The organism is Rhodococcus (subgen. Prescottella) equi (assembly GCF_003013675.1).
Taxonomy (GTDB): domain Bacteria; phylum Actinomycetota; class Actinomycetes; order Mycobacteriales; family Mycobacteriaceae; genus Prescottella; species Prescottella equi.
On the sequence record NZ_CP027793.1, the window covers coordinates 5,032,704 to 5,050,742 of the forward strand.

The 18,039-nt window shown below is 69.3% G+C and carries 19 protein-coding genes; 8 read left to right on the forward strand and 11 right to left on the reverse strand.

Annotation, left to right across the window (positions count from 1 at the left end; genetic code table 11):
* Position 1: 1 nt before the first annotated feature.
* From ureC to C7H75_RS23345, 3 genes are all read right to left on the reverse strand, one after another.
* Entirely contained in the window at positions 2 to 2,173 is a 2,172-nt protein-coding gene (gene ureC / locus C7H75_RS23335) for an urease subunit alpha (protein ID WP_106851901.1), read from the reverse strand.
* Between the two features lie 117 nt (positions 2,174 to 2,290).
* Positions 2,291 to 3,043: a sirohydrochlorin chelatase gene (locus tag C7H75_RS23340; protein WP_233281821.1), complete on the reverse strand. Its 753-nt coding sequence runs from the start codon at positions 3,041 to 3,043 to the stop codon at positions 2,291 to 2,293.
* 4 nt (positions 3,044 to 3,047) lie between these two features.
* Positions 3,048 to 3,353 carry an urease subunit gamma gene (locus tag C7H75_RS23345; RefSeq protein WP_022598468.1) on the reverse strand — a complete coding sequence of 102 codons (306 nt, stop codon included), beginning with the start codon at positions 3,351 to 3,353 and terminating at the stop codon, positions 3,048 to 3,050.
* A gap of 343 nt (positions 3,354 to 3,696) precedes the next feature.
* On the opposite strand from C7H75_RS23345, the gene C7H75_RS23350 reads away from it, so the two are divergent.
* From C7H75_RS23350 to C7H75_RS23370, 5 genes are read left to right on the forward strand one after another with little or no spacing between them, the layout of a single operon-like run.
* Entirely contained in the window at positions 3,697 to 5,301 is a 1,605-nt protein-coding gene (locus C7H75_RS23350) for an ABC transporter substrate-binding protein (protein ID WP_106851902.1), read from the forward strand.
* Between the two features lie 17 nt (positions 5,302 to 5,318).
* Positions 5,319 to 6,272 carry an ABC transporter permease gene (locus C7H75_RS23355; protein ID WP_175280072.1) on the forward strand — a complete coding sequence of 318 codons (954 nt, stop codon included), beginning with the start codon at positions 5,319 to 5,321 and terminating at the stop codon, positions 6,270 to 6,272.
* Positions 6,265 to 7,098 carry an ABC transporter permease gene (locus tag C7H75_RS23360; protein WP_106851903.1) on the forward strand — a complete coding sequence of 278 codons (834 nt, stop codon included), beginning with the start codon at positions 6,265 to 6,267 and terminating at the stop codon, positions 7,096 to 7,098. Before C7H75_RS23355 ends, C7H75_RS23360 begins: the two co-directional genes overlap by 8 nt.
* Positions 7,095 to 8,021, forward strand: coding sequence for an ABC transporter ATP-binding protein (locus C7H75_RS23365; RefSeq protein WP_106851904.1), 927 nt, complete (start codon positions 7,095 to 7,097; stop codon positions 8,019 to 8,021). Before C7H75_RS23360 ends, C7H75_RS23365 begins: the two co-directional genes overlap by 4 nt.
* On the forward strand, positions 8,018 to 8,686 hold the full coding sequence (locus C7H75_RS23370; protein ID WP_081183960.1) for an ABC transporter ATP-binding protein: 669 nt from the start codon (positions 8,018 to 8,020) through the stop codon (positions 8,684 to 8,686). Before C7H75_RS23365 ends, C7H75_RS23370 begins: the two co-directional genes overlap by 4 nt.
* Here C7H75_RS23370 and C7H75_RS23375 read toward each other — a convergent pair.
* Complete coding sequence (locus tag C7H75_RS23375) at positions 8,661 to 9,227, reverse strand: dihydrofolate reductase family protein (protein ID WP_106851905.1); 567 nt, start codon at positions 9,225 to 9,227, stop codon at positions 8,661 to 8,663. The two genes, C7H75_RS23370 and C7H75_RS23375, sit on opposite strands and share 26 nt — an antisense overlap.
* Before the next feature lie 73 nt (positions 9,228 to 9,300).
* Between C7H75_RS23375 and C7H75_RS23380 the strand changes: the two genes are divergently transcribed.
* Positions 9,301 to 9,870, forward strand: a complete 570-nt coding sequence (locus C7H75_RS23380) for a TetR/AcrR family transcriptional regulator (protein ID WP_005516884.1) — start codon at positions 9,301 to 9,303, stop codon at positions 9,868 to 9,870.
* Positions 9,871 to 9,895: 25 nt separating this feature from the next.
* On the opposite strand, the gene scpC is transcribed toward C7H75_RS23380, so the two are convergent.
* The 3 genes from scpC to C7H75_RS23395 all read right to left on the reverse strand — a co-directional run bounded on the left by scpC (position 9,896) and on the right by C7H75_RS23395 (position 12,681).
* Positions 9,896 to 11,416, reverse strand: coding sequence for a succinyl-CoA:acetate CoA-transferase ScpC (scpC, locus tag C7H75_RS23385; protein ID WP_237169398.1), 1,521 nt, complete (start codon positions 11,414 to 11,416; stop codon positions 9,896 to 9,898).
* A 208-nt stretch (positions 11,417 to 11,624) separates the two neighbouring features.
* Positions 11,625 to 11,951 carry a branched-chain amino acid transport AzlD family protein gene (locus C7H75_RS23390; protein WP_005516881.1) on the reverse strand — a complete coding sequence of 109 codons (327 nt, stop codon included), beginning with the start codon at positions 11,949 to 11,951 and terminating at the stop codon, positions 11,625 to 11,627.
* Positions 11,944 to 12,681, reverse strand: coding sequence for an AzlC family ABC transporter permease (locus C7H75_RS23395; protein WP_005516879.1), 738 nt, complete (start codon positions 12,679 to 12,681; stop codon positions 11,944 to 11,946). Before C7H75_RS23395 ends, C7H75_RS23390 begins: the two co-directional genes overlap by 8 nt.
* 79 nt (positions 12,682 to 12,760) lie before the next feature.
* Between C7H75_RS23395 and C7H75_RS23400 the strand changes: the two genes are divergently transcribed.
* Positions 12,761 to 13,195 carry an Lrp/AsnC family transcriptional regulator gene (locus C7H75_RS23400; RefSeq protein ID WP_005516878.1) on the forward strand — a complete coding sequence of 145 codons (435 nt, stop codon included), beginning with the start codon at positions 12,761 to 12,763 and terminating at the stop codon, positions 13,193 to 13,195.
* On the opposite strand, the gene C7H75_RS23405 is transcribed toward C7H75_RS23400, so the two are convergent.
* Positions 13,185 to 13,715, reverse strand: coding sequence for a gluconokinase (locus C7H75_RS23405; RefSeq protein ID WP_201791026.1), 531 nt, complete (start codon positions 13,713 to 13,715; stop codon positions 13,185 to 13,187). The genes C7H75_RS23400 and C7H75_RS23405 overlap by 11 nt on opposite strands.
* 543 nt (positions 13,716 to 14,258) lie before the next feature.
* Between C7H75_RS23405 and C7H75_RS23410 the strand changes: the two genes are divergently transcribed.
* Positions 14,259 to 15,122 carry a M23 family metallopeptidase gene (locus tag C7H75_RS23410; RefSeq protein ID WP_084987546.1) on the forward strand — a complete coding sequence of 288 codons (864 nt, stop codon included), beginning with the start codon at positions 14,259 to 14,261 and terminating at the stop codon, positions 15,120 to 15,122.
* A gap of 11 nt (positions 15,123 to 15,133) precedes the next feature.
* On the opposite strand, the gene C7H75_RS23415 is transcribed toward C7H75_RS23410, so the two are convergent.
* The 3 genes from C7H75_RS23415 to C7H75_RS23425 all read right to left on the reverse strand — a co-directional run bounded on the left by C7H75_RS23415 (position 15,134) and on the right by C7H75_RS23425 (position 18,024).
* Positions 15,134 to 16,672 (reverse strand): acyl-CoA synthetase, encoded by a 1,539-nt coding sequence (locus C7H75_RS23415; RefSeq protein WP_064059443.1) that lies wholly within the window; start codon positions 16,670 to 16,672, stop codon positions 15,134 to 15,136.
* 87 nt (positions 16,673 to 16,759) lie between these two features.
* Complete coding sequence (locus C7H75_RS23420) at positions 16,760 to 17,131, reverse strand: limonene-1,2-epoxide hydrolase family protein (RefSeq protein WP_005516871.1); 372 nt, start codon at positions 17,129 to 17,131, stop codon at positions 16,760 to 16,762.
* A complete protein-coding gene (locus tag C7H75_RS23425) occupies positions 17,128 to 18,024 on the reverse strand; it encodes a helix-turn-helix domain-containing protein (RefSeq protein WP_106851906.1) in 897 nt (298 codons plus the stop codon). The genes C7H75_RS23420 and C7H75_RS23425 overlap by 4 nt, the downstream gene beginning before the upstream one ends.
* Positions 18,025 to 18,039 lie beyond the last annotated feature (15 nt).

Genomic DNA, 18,039 nt, shown 5'->3' on the forward strand with positions numbered 1-18,039 from the left:
CTCACACGATGTAGAACAGTTGGGTGAGCGGAAGGCGTTGCGCCGGAGCGATCGTGACGGTCTCACCGTCTGCGCGGACGTGGTAGGTGTCCGGATCGACGGTGATGTGCGGCGTCCCGGTATTGCGCACCATGTCCTTCTTGCCGACCGAACGGCAGCCGCGCACCGCGACCACCGGGCTCTGCAGACCCAACCGCTCGGGCACACCGGCGTCGAGCGCCGCCTGCGATACGAACGTCAGCCGGGTCGCGCGCATCGCCGCACCCAGCGCACCGTACATCGGGCGGTACCGCACCGGCTGCGGCGTCGAGATCGAGCCGTTGGGGTCGCCCATGACCGACCAGCAGATCAGGCCGCCCTTGAGCACGAGACTCGGCTTGGCGCCGAACGAATGGACCGGCCACAGCACGATGTCGGCCAGCTTGCCGGGCTCGAGTGAACCCACGTGGTCGGCCACACCCGCCGCGAGCGCCGGATTGATCGTGGTCTTCGCGACGTACCGCAGGATCCGGTTGTTGTCGTTGCGCGACGAACCGTCCGGCGCGGTGTCCTCGGGCAGCGAACCCCGCTGATCCTTGCAGTGATGGGCGGTCTGGATCGCGCGCGTCCACGTCTCGCCCACCCGGCCCATCGCCTGCGAATCGGACGAGAAGATCGAGATGACGCCGTCGTCGTGGAGCACCGTCTCCGCTGCGATCGTCTCCGCCCGCACCCGCGAATCCGCGAACGAGACGTCCTCGGGGATGTCGTGCCGCAGGTGGTGGCACACCATCACCATGTCCAACAGTTCGTCGACCGAGTTCACGGTGTACGGCAGTGTCGGATTGGTCGACGCCGGAAGCACGTTCGGCTCACCGGCGATGCGCAGGATGTCCGGGGCGTGGCCGCCGCCCGCGCCCTCGGTGTGGAAGGTGTGGATGGTCCGGCCGTTGATCGCAGCGAGCGTGTCCTCGTAGAATCCCGACTCGTTGAGGGTGTCGGCGTGGATCGCCACCTGCACGTCCATGTCGTCGGCGATCCGCAGCGCGGCATCGATCGTCGCGGGCGTGGCGCCCCAGTCCTCGTGGATCTTGATCCCGCACAGTCCTGCTGCGATCTGCTCGGCCATCGCCTCCGGCAACGACGTCGCCTTCCCCAGCAATCCGACGTTCACCGGCAGCTCCTCGACGGCCTGCAACATCCGGCCGATGTGCCACGGGCCCGGTGTGCAGGTGGTGCCCTTGCTGCCGTCGGCAGGACCGGTGCCACCGCCGATCATCGTGGTGACGCCGTTGGTGAGCGCCTCCTCCACCTGCTGTGGCGCCAGGAAGTGGACGTGGGTGTCGACGGCGCCGGCGGTCGCCACCAGGTGCTCGCCCGAGATCACCTCGGTGCCGGGACCGATCACCAGTCCCGGGCTCACCCCGTCCTGCGTACGCGGGTTGCCTGCCTTGCCGATACCGACGATGCGCCCGGCGCGCACACCGAGGTCACCCTTGACGACCCCGAGCACCCCGTCGAGCACCACCACATTGGTGATCACCAGGTCGAGAGCCCCGGACGCGGCGGTCGCGGCGGGGTCCTGCGCCATGCCGTCGCGGACGGCTTTACCACCGCCGTACACGGCCTCGTCACCGAAGGCACCGGCGTTGCAGTCGCGTTCGACCTCGACCACGAGGTTCGTGTCTGCGAGCGTGAACCGGTCGCCGACGGACGGGCCGAACAGGTCGACGTACGTGCGTCGCGGCAGAACGGCCGGCTCGGGCTCGCGGCGGTCCGCCGCGCAGTCGCCGTCCGAATCGTCGGCGGCGGAGAGGAATCCACGCTCGACCGCACGCCGGAACGCTCCGGAACGGATGTCCGGGTCGTCGAGCGGCGCTACGTGGTCACCACCGTCGTGGACCAGTCCGGCGAACCCAGCGAGCTCACGGGTGCCGCCGAACTCGCACAGTGTGACGGTGCGGGTGTCTCCCGGTTCGAACCGGACCGCCGTACCCGACGCGATGTCCAGGTGCATCCCGTACGCCGCCGCCCGGTCGAACCGAAGTGCGCGGTTGACCTCGAAGAAGTGGTAGTGCGAGCCCACCTGCACCGCGCGGTCGCCGATGTTCGACACGGTGACCACAACTCGCCGGCGTCCGACATTGAGGGGCACCGGTTCGTCGGCGTACAGGTACTTCGCTCCCTCCGTCATGTGGTGTCGTGTCCTTTCCTGCGGGTTCTACCCGCCGCTGCGAAAAACGAACGAAGAAGCCGACTCCCGGATACCCGGGAGTCGGTCAGAGGTGTTCGGTGGTATCTGTCTGTCTGCCTAGTGGCCGTGTCCGTGGCCGTGGCCGTGGCTTCCGCCGGGACCGTGGCTGTGGGCGAAGCCGTGCCCGTGCTCTGCGCTCAGTCCGTCTGCGATTCCGTCGTGCCCGTGCGCCAGATCGTGCAGGGCATCGGCCACCCGGGCCTCGACAAGCTCGCGCAACGCCGCGCCGGTCAGTAGTGGGCCGCCGTCGGCGACCCCGGAAGGAAGCGCCGGCCCCGAGCCGAGCCACGCCGGCAGGACGGCGATCTGCCGGGCACCCAGTCGACGACATCGGTCGATACCGTCGTCGAGGTCGGGGTCCCCGCCCGACAGAGCCACCTCCACCAGCGCCGAGGGACCGAATTGCCGCACCAGCCGCGCGATTCGGAACAGCTCGGCGTCCTCGAACGGGGAGCCGGTCGGTGCGACGACCAACAGCGCGTCCGACGACGCGGCCGCGGCCCGGCCGCGCAACCAGCCGACCAGGTGGTCTGCCGTCCCCAGCGGGGACGACAGCACGAGGGGAGGCGAATTCGATTCCCTGCGTGCCCAACTCGAGGCCCGGGCTGCGTCGGCCACCAGACCGGAGTCCCGTCCCAGGGTCATCGGCACGACACATACCGGGTCGGTGGACGCCGCCCGCGCGGTGTCGATCGCGGCGGTGAGGGCGCGGCCACCTGCGACGACAGTCCAGTCGGGCGAGACGGTTTGCAGGTAGGCGGGGTCGGGACACTCGTGTCCGCACACGAGGATCACGTTCACGGCGGCCACGTGCTCATCCACCGATCGGGTCGTGACACGACACCAACTTGGTGCCGTCGACGAAGGTGGCCTCCACCTGCACGAGCTGGGTCATCTCACGCACGCCGGGCATGACATCGCTGCTGGTCAGCACCTGTCGACCGAGCTGCATGCACTCCGCGACGGTCCTGCCGTCACGGGCACCCTCCACGACCGCCTCGCTGATGAGCGCGACAGCCTCGCCGTGATTGAGTTGCAGCCCCCGGTCACGACGACGACGCGCGAGATCGGCAACGACGTGGATGTACAGCTTGTCCATTTCGCGCGGACTGAGGTTCATGGCGAGCACTGTCCGTTCTCATCCCGAGGGATGTCTCGTTGGTGGGTGCCGCGAACCAGGGGGAGCGAGCGGAACGATCCGTCGCGAGCGCGTGCAGCAGCTTCATTCCTGGAATCTGGCGGTGCCCAACATCTTACAGATTCGCGCCGAGCTATCAAGCTCGGCCCGTTCCGAGGGAAGAGCCTGCCGAGAGGGGTACCCGTCACCACCCTGCGTTCGGAATGTGGCCGTACCGAGTCGAATTCGACGATCCGACTTGCGCGGCACTGCTACCTTCTCATCTGAACAGCCGCACATATGTCGGTCTCGTTCCCCCTTCTCCACGTCCACCCTCGGGAGGATCATGAAACTCGTTCCAGCTCTTTCTCTTTTCTCACTCGTACCGATTGCCCTGGTCGGATGCACCGCGCCGGCCTCGCCTCGGGCCGACGGCGGCACCGCACTCGTCCTCGCCGACGGCTACGAACTGGGCAACTACAACCCCGTCGCCGGCTTCGGCGAGGCGGGCGAGGCCAAGGTGTACGACGGGTTGGTCCGGCTCTCCGGGGGCCGGGACTCCGGTATCCCGGCGCTCGAGCCCGCGCTCGCAGCCGAGATGCCGGTTCCCGACGCCGACGCGAAGGTGTGGACCGTCCGGATCCGCGACGGCGTCCGATTCACGGACGGCACGACGTTCGGACCCGAGGACGTCGTCGCCACCTACCGCGCGATTCTCGATCCCGCGTCGGCGTCGCCGCTGGCCACGTCGTACGACATGCTCGAGTCGGTGCAGGCCACCGGCCCCGACACCGTGGAGTTCCGGCTCGCCTATCCGTACTCGCCGTGGCCCACCAAGCTGCTGCTGGGGATCGCACCGTCCGAACGGCTGACCGGCGGCCTGGCCGAGCAGTCGCCGCTCAACAGCGCACCGGTGGGCACGGGCCCCTACGAGCTGGTGTCGTTGCGGGCCGACCAGGCCGTGTACGAGGCCAACGAGGACTACTGGGACGGTGCCCCGCAGGTGAAGAGGCTCACCGTGGTGTACGTGCCGGACGACAATGCCCGCGCCCAGCGGATGGCGTCCGGCGAACTCGACGGGGCCAACCTTCCGCCGCTCCTGGCGAACACGTTCGCCGACCGCGACGGGTACGAGGTGGTCGCCAACACGTCCGCGGACTGGCGCGGCGTGACGCTGCCCGCCGACAACCCGGTCACCGCCGATCCGGCGATGCGCACGGCACTCAACCTCGCGGTGGACCGGGAGGCGATGGTCGAGAGCATCCTCGCCGGGCACGGACGGGCCGCGTCCACCCCGGTGCCGGAGGTGTACGGCGACGCCTACGAGCCGAGTGCCGTGTTCCCGTTCGACCGCGTCCGGGCGGAGCAGATCCTGTCCGACGCAGGCTGGGTGCCGGGCCCCGACGGAGTGCGCGTCAGGGACGGGGCCCGCGCCGAGTTCACCGTCATGTACTTCCCGCAGGACACGCTGCGCCGGGACCTGTCGCAGGCGTTCGCCTCCGACGCATCGAAGATCGGGGTGCGGGTGAACGTCGAGGCCGTGGACCGCAGCGTCTTCCCCGACCAGCTCACCGCCAAGGCCGGGCTGCTCGGCGGGGGCGACCTTCCGTACGACCCGGACACCCAGCTGTACTCGACGCTGCACTCGTCGTACGCGCGGCCCGGTGTCGGCAGCGGCTACGACAACGCCTCGAACTACGTGAATTCGCGGATCGACCGTGCCCTCGACGACGCCCGCCGCAGCGTCGACGCGGCCGCGCGCGCCGCCGACTACCGCGCGGTGCAGACCGCGTACGTCGCCGACCCCGGTTACGTGATGCTGGTGTTCCTCGATCACACCTACGTGGTGCGCGACAGCGACTGGACCGGCCGGGCGCCGATCCTCGAGCCGCACAGCCACGGCGTCGGCTGGGGACCGTGGTGGAACCTGCGGGAGTGGACCCACCCGTGACCTCGACACCCGCCCGGATGGCATTGCGCCGGGCCGCCTTCGCGGTGCCACTGCTCGTCGTGGTGTCGGCGGCGCTGTTCGCGCTGGCGTCCCGCTCGCCGTTCGACCCTCTGGCCGGCTATCTCGGCGACCGCTACACGACCACCAGCGACGCCGACCGCGCCCGCCTCGCCGACGAACTCGGCCTGCACGATCCGTGGTGGGCTACGTACGGGCACTGGGTGCGCGGGATGCTGTCCGGCGACCTCGGAGTCTCCCGCAGCTTCGGGCAGCCGGTCGCGACGGTGATCGGCGAGCGGCTGCCGTGGACCCTGCTGCTCACCTGCCTCGGGCTCGGCCTGGCGATCGTGGCGTCGTTCGTGCTCGGCGTGTGGTCCGGCGCGCGCCCGGGCGGCCCGGTGGACCGGCTGGTGACGCCGCTCGCCCCGGTCGTGCAGGCCACCCCGCCGTTCGTGCTCTCCCTCGGCGCGGTCGCGGTGTTCGCGCTCTTGCTGGGATGGCTGCCCGTCGCCGGTCTCACCGACGCCGGAACGGACCCGACGTTCGGCCAGGTGTCCGAGCACCTCGTGCTGCCGGTGACCGTGCTGGCGGTCTCGCAGGTGCCGTGGCTGGCGATGTCGGTGCGGCAGTCGGTGCGCGACGCGATCGGGTCGGACGCCGTCCGCGGCGCCCGGGCCCGCGGCATCCCCGAGCGGACGATCCTGCTGCGGCACGTCGTCCCGCTGGCCCTCGGCCCGTTCGTGACGGTGATCGGTCTGCGGCTGCCGGAGATCATCGTCGGCGCGGCGATCGTCGAGGAGGTGTTCTCGTGGCCCGGGATCGCCGGCGCCGTCGTCACCTCCGCGCGTGAACTCGACTTCCCGCTGCTCGCCGCCCTCACCGTCGGCACCACGCTCATCGTGCTGATCGGGTCGCTGCTCGCCGACGTCACGCTGGCACTGCTCGATCCGCGGGTGACCGCCGATGGGTAGGGCCCGCCCGGATCGCCGACTGCTGGTGTCCGCCGTCGTGCTGGCCGCGATCGTCGCGTACGCGCTGCTGGTGCCGTGGCTCGCAGGTGTGGACGACCGGCTCACGAACTTCGCCGATGCCCGACTGGCGCCCACTACCGACCACTGGTTCGGCACCGACAACGCGGGTCGCGACCTGTTCGTCCGGGTGGCGGCCGGCCTGCGGGTGTCACTGTTCATCGCCGCGGTGTGCGCGGCCGCCTCCACCGTGCTGGGCGTCGGGATCGGTGTGGCTGCCGCAACTTTCGGCGGCTGGACCGATCGGATCGTGATGCGGGCGGTCGACGGGGTCAACGCGCTCCCACACCTGTTGCTGGGGATCGTCATCGTGGCGCTGTTCCGGGGCAGCCTGCCGGCGATCATCGCGTCCATCGCGCTGACGCACTGGACGCAGGCGGCCCGCATCGCCCGCTCCGAAGTCCTCGGAGTCCGCGGCCGCGAGTACATCGACGCCGCACACCTCGCCGGCGCCGGACGGTGGCACGTGATGCGGCACCACCTCGCCCCGGCCGCCGCCGGCCAGGCCCTCATCGCCGTCGTGCTGCTCCTCCCCCATGCCATCTGGCACGAGACCACGCTGTCGTTCCTCGGGCTCGGCCTGCCGCCACACCAGCCTTCGCTGGGAACACTGCTGCAGGAGGCACGTTCGACGCTCCTGCTCGGCGGGTGGTGGACCCTGCTGTTCCCGTCGCTGCTGTTGGTCGCCGCGACCCTGGCCGTCGCCGGCATCGGAGCCGCGCTGCGCGACCGGATCAACCCACCGATCCTGGAGAGGATCCCCCGATGACCGCCACCCTCACCATCGACGCGCTCACCGTCCGGATCCCGGTCGGATCGGGCGTGGTGCACGCCGCCACCGACGTCGACCTGACCCTCGAGGCCGGACGCGTGCACGCCCTCGTCGGCGAATCCGGTTGCGGCAAGTCGATCGTCGCGTCCGCGGCGTGCGGACTACTGCCGTCGAACGCCCGTGTGTCCGGTTCCGTCCGGCTGGCCTCCGCAAGCGACGACATCGAGATCGTGGGTGCCCCGGAACGGCTCCTGCAGAGCGTGCGTGGGCGCCGGATCGCCCTCGTCCCGCAGTCCGCGGCCACGTACCTGACGCCCGTCCGCACCGTCGGAGCGCAGCTCGACGAAACGCTACGCCATCTCGGAAGTCGTTACGGTGTGGACGAACTCCTCGCCCGGGCCGGGCTCGATCCCGAGTGCCGAACGCTGTACCCGCACGAGTTGTCCGGCGGAATGGCCCAGCGGGCCGCGATCGCGTTCGCACTCGCCGGCGAGCCGGCGGTGATCGTCGCGGACGAGCCGACGTCGAGCCTCGATCCCGACCTCACCGAGCGGATCCTCACACTGCTCGACGGGAGCGCCGACGCCGGAGCCTCCGTTCTGCTGATCACGCACGACATCGCGGCCGCCCGGCGCCACGCCGCCGCCGTGTCGGTGATGTATGCCGGACGGATACTCGAATCCGGTCCAGCCGCCGAGGTTCTCGACGATCCCTGGCACGACTACACCAAGGACCTGATGGCCGCCCTCCCCGGCAACGGGTTGCGCCCCATGCCGGGCACGCCGCCCGAACTGACCGACCTGCCCGACGACTGCGTCTACCATCTTCGTCGCCCGGGCACCGCCTTCTCGGGCGGCCGGACCCAGCTCGTCCGGAGCGGCGCGCGCGTGGTCCGCACCCGCGTCGGAGGTGGATCGTGAGCCTCATCGCCGAGCATCTGCGGGCCGGGCACCGACCGGACATCCCCGTCCTCGACGACGTCGGGATCGAGATTCCGCGCGGCCGCACCATCGGGCTCACCGGGCCTTCGGGCGCAGGGAAGACGACTCTGGCCCGGGTGTGCGCACTGCTGCATCGGCCCTGGTCGGGCCGGGTGAGCGTGGACGGCGTCGTCGTGTCCGGCGGCGCCGCGGCTCCGCCGGACACGCGGCGGGCGATCGCGATGCTGTTCCAGTCGCCGCGCCAGTCGACGTCGCCGCGGTTGACGCTCGAACGGATCGTCACCGAACCGCTACTGATCGCCCGGGTGCCGCGGCGCGAACGCTCGGACGTCGTGCACGCCGCGGCCGCACGGGTGGGGCTCACGGCCGACCTGCTGACCCGCCGTCCGCATCAGGTGAGCGACGGTCAACTGCAACGCGCTTGCCTTGCAAGGGCTCTGGTGCAGCGTCCGCGTTACCTGATCTGCGACGAGATGACCGCGATGCTCGATCCGGCGACCACCGCGGCCGTCGTCGCCGTGCTGCGGGAGGAGACGCGCGCCGGTCTGGGCGTCCTCGCCGTCAGCCACGACCACGAACTGTTGGGCGCGTGGGCCGACGATGTCGTCGAGCTGCCCGTCAACGCCGCCGCGCGTACTCCGTGACCGCCACCCCGGATTCGAACGAGCGGGTGTCGACCGCGTCGAATCGGCCGGGGCGGTACGTTCCGGGCGCGAACATCGGGATGCCGTTGCCGAACAGCACCGGATGACGCTTGACGACCAAACGGTCGATCTCGTCCACGAGCAGGGAGGCGAGTACGCCGCCGCCGCACAGCCAGATGTCGGCGCCGGGTTGCCCCTTGAGCTCCCGCACGAGTTCGACCGGGTCGGCGTCCGTCACGACGAGACTCTCGGCCTCGGCAGAGTTGTTGCGCGAGAACACGATCTGGCGCAGATGCCGGTACGGGCTCACCATCGCCGGCAGGCCCACCGCGTAGGTGTTCCACCCCATCAGGACGGTGTCGAACCCGGTGCGTGGTTGCTCGATGCCGAGGTGGGCGGCGCCGTCGGTGGGCAGCGCGTCGGCGAAGCGCGCCAGGTCGGCCATGTGGTCGCCCTCGAGGTCGAACGCATCGAACTGCCCGTCGGGGCCGGCGATGTAGCCGTCGAGACTGACGGCGACGTAGTACACGAGTTCACGCATTCCCACTCCAATCACTACATCTGTTGTGAATGGAAATGTACAACACATGTAGTGGTTCGGCTAGCATCTCGGTATGGTTCGCAACGATGAGCGGCGGCAGGTCCTCGCCGACGCAGGACTGGCAGTGCTGGCCGGCCAGGGCGCCCGGGGGCTCACCCACCGGGCAGTCGACCGTGCAGCCGAAGTCCCGCTGGGCACGACGTCGAACTACTTCCGCAGCCGGGACGCACTGGTCGCGGGCCTGGTGGAGAGGATCGGCGAACGACTGACGCCGGACGAGACGGTGCTGGCCGCGCTGTCCTCGCGGGAACCGAGTCGCGAACTGTTCGCCGACTACGTGCGCGACATCGTCCGGCGTCTCACCGAGAATCGCGAGGTGACGCTCGCCCTGTTCGAGCTCCGGCTCGAGAGCGCCCGCAACCCCGACGTGGCCGCGATGATGTCCGACTGGAGCCGAACGGCTTTCGAGGCGGACGTGGCCTTCAACACCGCCGCGGGGCTACCCGGCGGCGCGCACGAGGTCGCGCTGTTCCACTACGCCGTCGACGGACTCCTCCTCGACCGGTTGACGACACCTCTCGCGCCCGATACCTCCACCGACGAGATCGTCGACGCATTCGTGGCCGGGCTGCTCCCGTCGTAGCCGCGCGGAACCATCTGCAGCGCAGTCAGTTCCGACGCATCGTCCCGGTCTCCTCGAAGCGCTGGTGGAACGAGAGTGCCTCACCGAGCAGGTGCGGGGTGTGGCCTGACGACGGGGAGTGCTCGGCGCGATCGACGTAGTCCAGCAGCATCCCCCGGAAGTCCGGGTGGGCACACTTGTCGATCACCACGCGGGAGCGCTTGCGGGGCGAGAGCCCCCGCAGATCCGCCAGCCCCTGCTCGGTGACGAGCACCTGGACGTCGTGCTCGGTGTGATCGACGTGCGGGACCATCGGCACGATCGACGAGATCGCGCCGCCCTTGGCCGTCGACGGACTCAGGAACATCGACAGGTAGCCGTTGCGGGCGAAGTCGCCGGAGCCGCCGATCCCGTTCATGATCCGGGTGCCCATCACGTGCGTCGAGTTCACGTTGCCGTAGATGTCGGCCTCGAGCATGCCGTTCATCGCGATGATCCCGAGGCGCCGGACGATCTCGGGATGGTTGCTGATCTCCTGGGGCCGCAACACGATGTGCTTGCGGTAGAAGTCGATGTTCGAGACCAGTTCGTCGATGCCGGCCTCCGACAGCGCCAGCGACGTGGCCGACGCGTACCGCACCGTGCCGTGCTTGATGAGGTGCAGCATGCCGTCCTGGATCACCTCGGAGAAGCAGGTGAGCCCCTTGTGCGGACCGGCGTCGAGGCCTTGCAGCACCGCGTTCGCGACGTTGCCGATGCCCGACTGCAGCGGCAGGAGACCGTCTGCGGGCAGGCGCCCCTTCGACACCTCGTACTCGAAGAAGTCGAGCACGTGCGCGGCGATGGCCTGGCTGATCTCGTCGGGCGGGGTGAGCGGGCTGGCGCTGTCGCGCGCGTCGGTCTCGACGACCGCGACGACCTTGTTCGGATCCACCCTCAGCGTGGGCTGACCGATGCGGTCCTCGACCGAAGTGATCTGGATCGGCTTGCGGTACGGGGGCAGTGCGGTGCCGTAGTAGACGTCGTGGATGCCGGACATCGCCTCCGGGACCCACGAGTTGACCTCGAGGATGACCTTGTCGGCGACGTCGAGCCACGTCTTGTTGTTGCCGATCGACGCGGACGGGATCAGCTCACCGTTCTCGGTGACACCGGCGACCTCGACGACGGCCACGTCGACATTGCCGTAGTAGCCCTCCCACACCTGCTGCGCGACGTGCGACAGGTGGATGTCGACGTAGTCCATCCGCCCCGTGTTGATGCTGCGGCGCGCGGTGGGCTCGGACTGGTACGGCATGCGCAACGAGATCCCGTCGACCTCGGCGAGGAGACGTTCGGTGCCCGCGGACACCGATGCCCCCGTCAGGAGGTTGATCGTGAAGTTCGATCCGGCGCCCCGGACGGCGTGGATACGGTCGGCCAAGGCCGGGATGATCGCCTTCGGCGTGCCGGCGCTCGCGAAACCACTGATCGCGACAGTGTCGTGCGGGTGGATGAACTCGACGGCCTGCGCGGCCGAAGTCACCTTGTTCCGGAACACCGAGCTGCGGATTCGCGTCGAGCCCAGAGTCGGGGTCGGCTGCGATCCGGATTCATCCACATGCGACGTCACAGTGACAAGGCTAACTCTCGACACGCCGGTGAAATGCCGGCCACGAACACCCGAAATGCTCCTGACATGCGGTTTCGGTCTCTGGTCGCGTGTCGAGGGTCGCCGATCCGGCCATTTCGTGCGACGAGCGTGCAGAATGCCGCGACGAACAGCGTTCACCAGCTCAACCGAACACCCAGTTCGCAAGAACCATGTAAGTCGCGGTCCCGCCGACGATGCTGAGCAGCGCGTGCGATCGCCACAGGTGCAGAGCGATCGTCACCGCCAGCGCCGCCGCAGCCGGCACGAGCGACGCGGGCGCGAAGGACACGCCCCGAAGCGTGTAGATCGCGAGGATCAGCATGATGCCCACCGGCATGTGCGCGCCGAGGTAGTGGACGAGCGCGGACGAGCGCAGCGGGGCGATCACCGCGAACGGCACCGCGCGCAACAAGAACGTCACGCCCATGATCACGGCCAGGGCGGCGAGCAGGTAGGAGACGTCAGGCATCGACGGCCCCCCGGCGGCGCTGCCACAGGAACCGGGCGAGCAGTGCGACGACGAACAGGCTCATCGCGACCACGAGCATCTGGTCGCGCGCGACGACGAGCGCGACGAGTGCGCTGAGCAGCGCCAGGACGGGGGCCGGCACGTCCCGGCGGGCCCGGAACGCGTCCACCGCCAGCACCACGAACAGCGCGGTGAGCGCAAAGTCCAGGCCGTCGAGCTGCATCGGCAGGGCACTGCCGACGAGGGCGCCGGCCACGCCGCCCAGCACCCAGTAGAGCTGACAGAACACCTGGATGAGGATCACCCGGCGGCTGCTCAATGAGCGGGGATCCTTGGTCGCGGCCACGGCGTACGCCTCGTCGGTCAGCGCGTACATGCTGTACAGGCGCGCCGCCTTTCCCCGCACGCGGTGCAGGGGAAAGGACAACGCATAGAAGACGTGCCTGAAGTTGACGAGCAGCGTCGTCATCGCGATCGACGCGAGGGGTGTCACGGCGAGCACGAGACCGATCGCGAGGAACTCGAGCGAACCCGCATAGATGGTCAACGAGAAGATCGGCGCCCACCACCAGTGGAAGCCCGACTGCACCAGGAGCAGACCGAACGCCAGACCGAGGGGGAACAGCCCGAACCCCACGGACACGGTGTCACGGGCGGCCGCCCGCAGGTCCGACCGGCGCGAGTCGCCGGACGAGACGCCTGGGCCCTGATCGGTAAACGCGCTGGTCACACGGCAATAATAGTGCCCTCGACGAAGCAGTTGATTGCGAGAGATTGCCTCTGGGGATCCGTCGGCGCAATATTCTGCTGTGGATGATCTGGATCGCGCAATATTGCGCGAGTTGCGCTCGAACGGGCGCCTGACGAACGCCGAACTCGCTGAGCGGGTCGGCCTCACGCCGTCGCCGTGCCTGCGCCGGGTCCGGCGGCTCGAGGCCGACGGCGTCATCGTCGGCTATCAGGCGGTGGTCGACCCGGACGCCGTCGGACGCGGCTGCGAGGTGATCGTCAACGCCGAGATCGTTTCGCAGGACCGCAAGACCGTCGAGGCGTTCGAGTCCCAGGTGGGCGCGTTCGACGAGGTCGTGGAGTTCCGCCGCATGATCGGGCTCCCCGACTACTTCATCCGCGTCGCCGTCGCCGACCTCAACGCGTTCGAGGTATTCCTGCGAACCAAGCTGATGGAGCAGCCTGCGATCTCGAAGATCGAGTCGCACCTGACGATGAAGAAGCTCAAGGGCTAGCGTCCGCCCGCTTCACGACCTCCACTGCCGCGGCGACGACCTCGTCGAGGTCCAGCCCCGCATCGACGGAAGCGCCGACTTCACCGGGACCGAGCGGTTCGAGCGCCGCCAACTGGGACGCCAGCAAAGACGCCGGCATGAAGTGCCCGGTGCGGTGGGAGATACGGTGCGCGATCACCGCCGGCTCGGCCGTCAGATGCACGAAGACCGCACCGATCGCGCTGCGGCGCAGCACGTCACGGTGGCTGCGCGCGAGGGCCGAACACGCGACCACACCTCCTGGGCCCGCGCTGCAACACTCGCGCAACCATGCGCCGACCGCGTCCAGCCACGGTTGCCTGTCGGCGTCGTCGAGCGGCGTGCCGCGAGCCATCTTGGCGACGTTCCTCACCGGGTGCAGGTCGTCGGCGTCGATCCACGGCAGGTCCAGTCGCTCCGCGAGACGGCGTGCGACCGCAGTCTTACCCACCCCCGAGACACCCATCACGACCACACACCGCCGCGCTTCGGGTCCTGACATCACTCTCCCGCCGTACAGGGTCCGGCCGAGGCCAATGGTAGGTCTGCCACAGAGTTTCACGCTCGCGCGCAAGTGCCACCGCAGAAGCGCCCGGGCCGCGGCGTCGGAGCCTACTTTCGGGGTCCCATGGCGGCGTATCGCTGAGATCGCTGACACAAAGCGACCGTACGGACCGCCCATGGGCGCGATCGGTCGATCGCGGTATCGCCGGACGCTTCCGGCCAAGAGCGGAGCCTGTAGTCACAGTGACGTAATTCAGATGCACGGACTGCCCATTGACCGTCCGACCTCGGCATACGGCCTTCCGAGCATTCGTACTCGGTGGTCCGTTCGATGGCCGATGGAGTCGCCTCTAAGGCCCGCCGAAGGCCGTCGAGCGGCCTGACCTGCAACTTCCCTCGGAACCGGTTGGTTCTTATCCCATCAAGGTAACGACAGCATCACGGTGGACGAGTCGATACCTCTTTGTTACTTTTCCGTGACGAAAGATCCGAGGTCGCCGTCCATCGGGACCGACCAGAGACCACAAATGAGGTACTCCCTGTGGCCGATAACCACAGCACATACAACGTCGTAGCCCCGACTTCCCCCGCCGCCCTCCGCAGCCGCGCCGCGAAGGCCACCGCCGTCGCCGTCACGACGGGCGCCCTGCTCGCAGGCAGTGTGCAGATCGGCGCCGCCACCGCGTCCGCCGCGCCCCTGCACCGGCCCGACGTCGCCGGGGTCCAGCTTCAACTGCCCGCCGGCCAGTTCCTGCCCGGCGTCGACATCCCGTCGCTCGTGGACGCCGTGCACGCCGGACCGGGTCAGTGGACGCCGACCACCGCCGCCTGGTGGAAGCCCGCACCCAAGCTCCAGGCCCCCGCCCCCGCCCCGGAACCGCAGTCCGTGCCGATTCCGGCTCCGATGCCCGAGCCGCTACCGGCCCCCGAGGCCGTCCCCGCGCCCGAGCCGCTGCCGGCCCCCGAGGTCGCTCCGGCACCGATGCCGGCTCCCGTGCTCCCCCCGCCGCGTCCCGCCTTCGTCCAGCCGGTCGCGGGCTTCCTGACGTCGAGTTACGGACCACGCTGGGGAACCCACCACAACGGCATCGACATCGGCGCCAACCTCGGCACGCCGATCCTGTCGGCCGCCGACGGTGTCGTCATCGACGCCGGTCCGGCATCCGGGTTCGGACTGTGGGTGCGGGTCCAGCACACCGACGGCACCATCACCGTCTACGGCCACGTCGACACGTTCGTCGTGAACGTCGGGCAGCCCGTTCTCGCCGGTGAGCTGATCGCCACGGTGGGCAACCGAGGCCAGTCGACCGGTCCGCACCTGCACCTCGAGGTGTGGAATCCGGCCGGCTACCAGGTCGATCCGCTGATCTGGTTGCACGACAGCGGAGTCGCCGTCAACTGGTGACCTGCGCCGGGTCACACCGGGTCGAGCTCGGCACGCAGCTCACGCTTGAGCAACTTGCCGCTCTGGTTGCGAGGCAACGTCGAGACGAAGCGAATTCGCTTGGGCACCTTGAACGGTGCGATCCGATCTCGGACGTGGTCCACGAGCACCTGCGCCGTGACCACGTCCGGGTCGGCGTCGTCGCGCAGCACGACGACGGCTGTCACGGCCTCGATCCACTTCTCGTCGGGCACACCGATCACCGCGACCTCGGCCACACCGGGGTGCGTGTAGAGGGCGTCCTCCACCTCACGGGAGGCCACCAGGATGCCACCGGTGTTGATCACGTCCTTGATCCGGTCGACCACGGTGATGTATCCCTGGGCGTCCCGGGTCACCAGGTCGCCGGAATGGAACCAGCCGTCCCGGAACGCCTCGGTCGTGGCCTCCGGATTGTCCCAATACCCTTGGCACAGTTGCGGAGAGCGATAGAGAATCTCACCCGGCTCGCCGTCGGGGACGTCGTCTCCGTTCGCGTCCACCACCCGGGTCTCGACGAAGTAGACCGCACGACCGCACGACGACGGCCGCGCTTCGTGCTCGTCGGGGCCGAGCACCGTTGCGAGCGGACCGATCTCGGACTGCCCGAAGCAGTTGTAGAAGCCGAGGTCCGGGTACCGCTCCCGGAGCCGGTTCAGGACCGTCACCGGCATGATCGACGCGCCGTACTGCGCCTTCCGCAGCGACGAGAGATCACGCCGCTCGAGGTCCGGGTGCGCCGCGAGCGGTACCCACACGGTCGGCGCCAGGAACAGCGAGCCGATCCGATCGACCTCGATGCGGCGCAGGATCTCGGGGATGTCCGGCGTCTGCATCAGGTGCACGGTCGCCCCCACCGACAGGTACGGCAGCATGAACACGTGCATGCCCGCGGAGTGGTAGAGCGGCATGCAGATCAGGGGGTTGTCGTCGGCGTTCAGCCCGAGGGCGATCACCGACGACACGTACTCGTGCACCAGTGCGCCGTGGGTCATCATGGCGCCCTTGGGTTTCGATGTCGTGCCGGAGGTATAGAGCAGCTGCGCCAGGTCGCCGCCGGACACTCGGGCCGGCACCTGCGGGACGTCGCCGTCCCGGGTCCACTCGAGCAGCGAGTCGCCCTCGCCCCGAAGCGTGACCACGTGCTCGACACCGAGATCGGCGCGGACGGATTCGAGGCTCGACCGGAGCGCCGGGTCGACCAGTACGGCCCGGGACCCCGATTGCGCCAGCAGGTAGCGCAATTCGTCGCCGGTGAGGGCATAGTTCACCGGCACGTGGACCAGGCCGGCGCGGGAGCAGGCCAGGAACCCGATGACGTAGGCGTCGGAGTTGACGCCGTACCCGGCCACGCGGTCGCCGGGGGCCAGTCCGAGCGCGAGCAGGCGCCCGGCGGCGCGGGTGACGGCGTCGTCCAGTTCGCGATACGTCCAGCTGCGGTCGTCGAAGGTCAGAGCAGTGTGTTCGGGCCGTCTCGCGGCGGACCGACGGAGCACTCCGTCGACGGTGTCGGTGCGCGGATCCTCACTCATGTGACGCAGGTTATAGGACGTCCAACTATTGCGTAAGGGCTTTCTTTCCGCGCACCGGTTGTGTAGTTTCGCGCGTCCGCGCCGGAATCAGCCGCCGAAAGCGGCCGTGATCGCCGACATGTCGAAGTAGTCCCGCCACGCCGCGATCTTCCCGTCGACCACCTCGAACACGCCCATCACCGGTAGCGGTGTCGCCTTGCCGAGGCCCCGGAGCACGTCCGTGCGTTCGTTCATCACGATGCCGCCCGACTCGACCTGCTTGTGGATCTGGAAGTCGATCCCCTCGAACATCGCCAGGAAGCCCTCGAGGAACTCCTGAATCGCGGCGCGGCCCTTCACCGGATCCATCGGAATGTTGTGGTAAATGGCATCTTCGGTGAAGTAGCCGGCTATCACCGCCGGATCGGGATCGGCCCAGAGGGCACAGAACTCGGTGACCAGATCTTCGGCAGCACTCATGCGTTCACTCCAGTTCTCGTATCCAGTTCCCGAGCGGTTCGGGTGAGGCCTTCGATGTAGTGCGCCCGCTCGTCGCGACCGACGGCGGAGCGCAGGGGACCGATCTGCAACTCCCACGCCGCGCGGCCGTCCGCGTCGAAGACCGGCGCCACCAGGTAACTCACGGGCAGTGCCCGCTCGCTCGCGAGATCGTCTGCGCCGTAGGGCCTTCCGCTGATCCCGCCGAGCAGGTCCAGCACCCGGCCGCGCAACGCGTTGCGCGTGGGGTCGTCACCGAGGTGCTCCACGACCTCCGCCAGCACGTCCAGCATGCCGGGGTCGGCGGCACCGATCCCCCACATCCCGACTCCGGTGGTCCGGATCAGCTCGAGCGCCTCGGCGGTCTCCGCGCGCAGCTCCGGGGGCAGGGTGTCGAGCCAGGCGCGCCGACGGGCCTGGTCGGCGAACGCGATGACAGCCGCGCCCGCGGGCGCCCGCAGCGGCAACCCGGTGCCCACGGTGATCCCCGCGGGCAGCCGCCCCCGGCCCGCGTCGACCGCAAGGAACGTCATCTCCGTGGCGGTGACCACGCCGAGTGCCGCGCCGCAGTCCACCTGCGCGGACAACTTGGCGAGCGCCGCGTCCAGTCCGGGCGGCACGCCCGCCGCCGAACGCGCAGCCTCACCGATGCTTGCGAGGCGCGCCCCCAGGCGGTACCGGAGGTCGGCGTCGCGGCGGACCCACCCGTGGGCGTCCAGCGAGCCCAGCACCGCACCCACCGTCGAACGACTCAATCCGAGCGCGTCGGCCACCTCGGCGATGGTGCACGCCTCGTCCCGACCGGCCAGCAGTTCGATCACCGCCACCACCCGATCGGTGGGCGGCGATGCGGTTGCACCCTTGTCACGGTCCATGTTTCCTCCTACCCT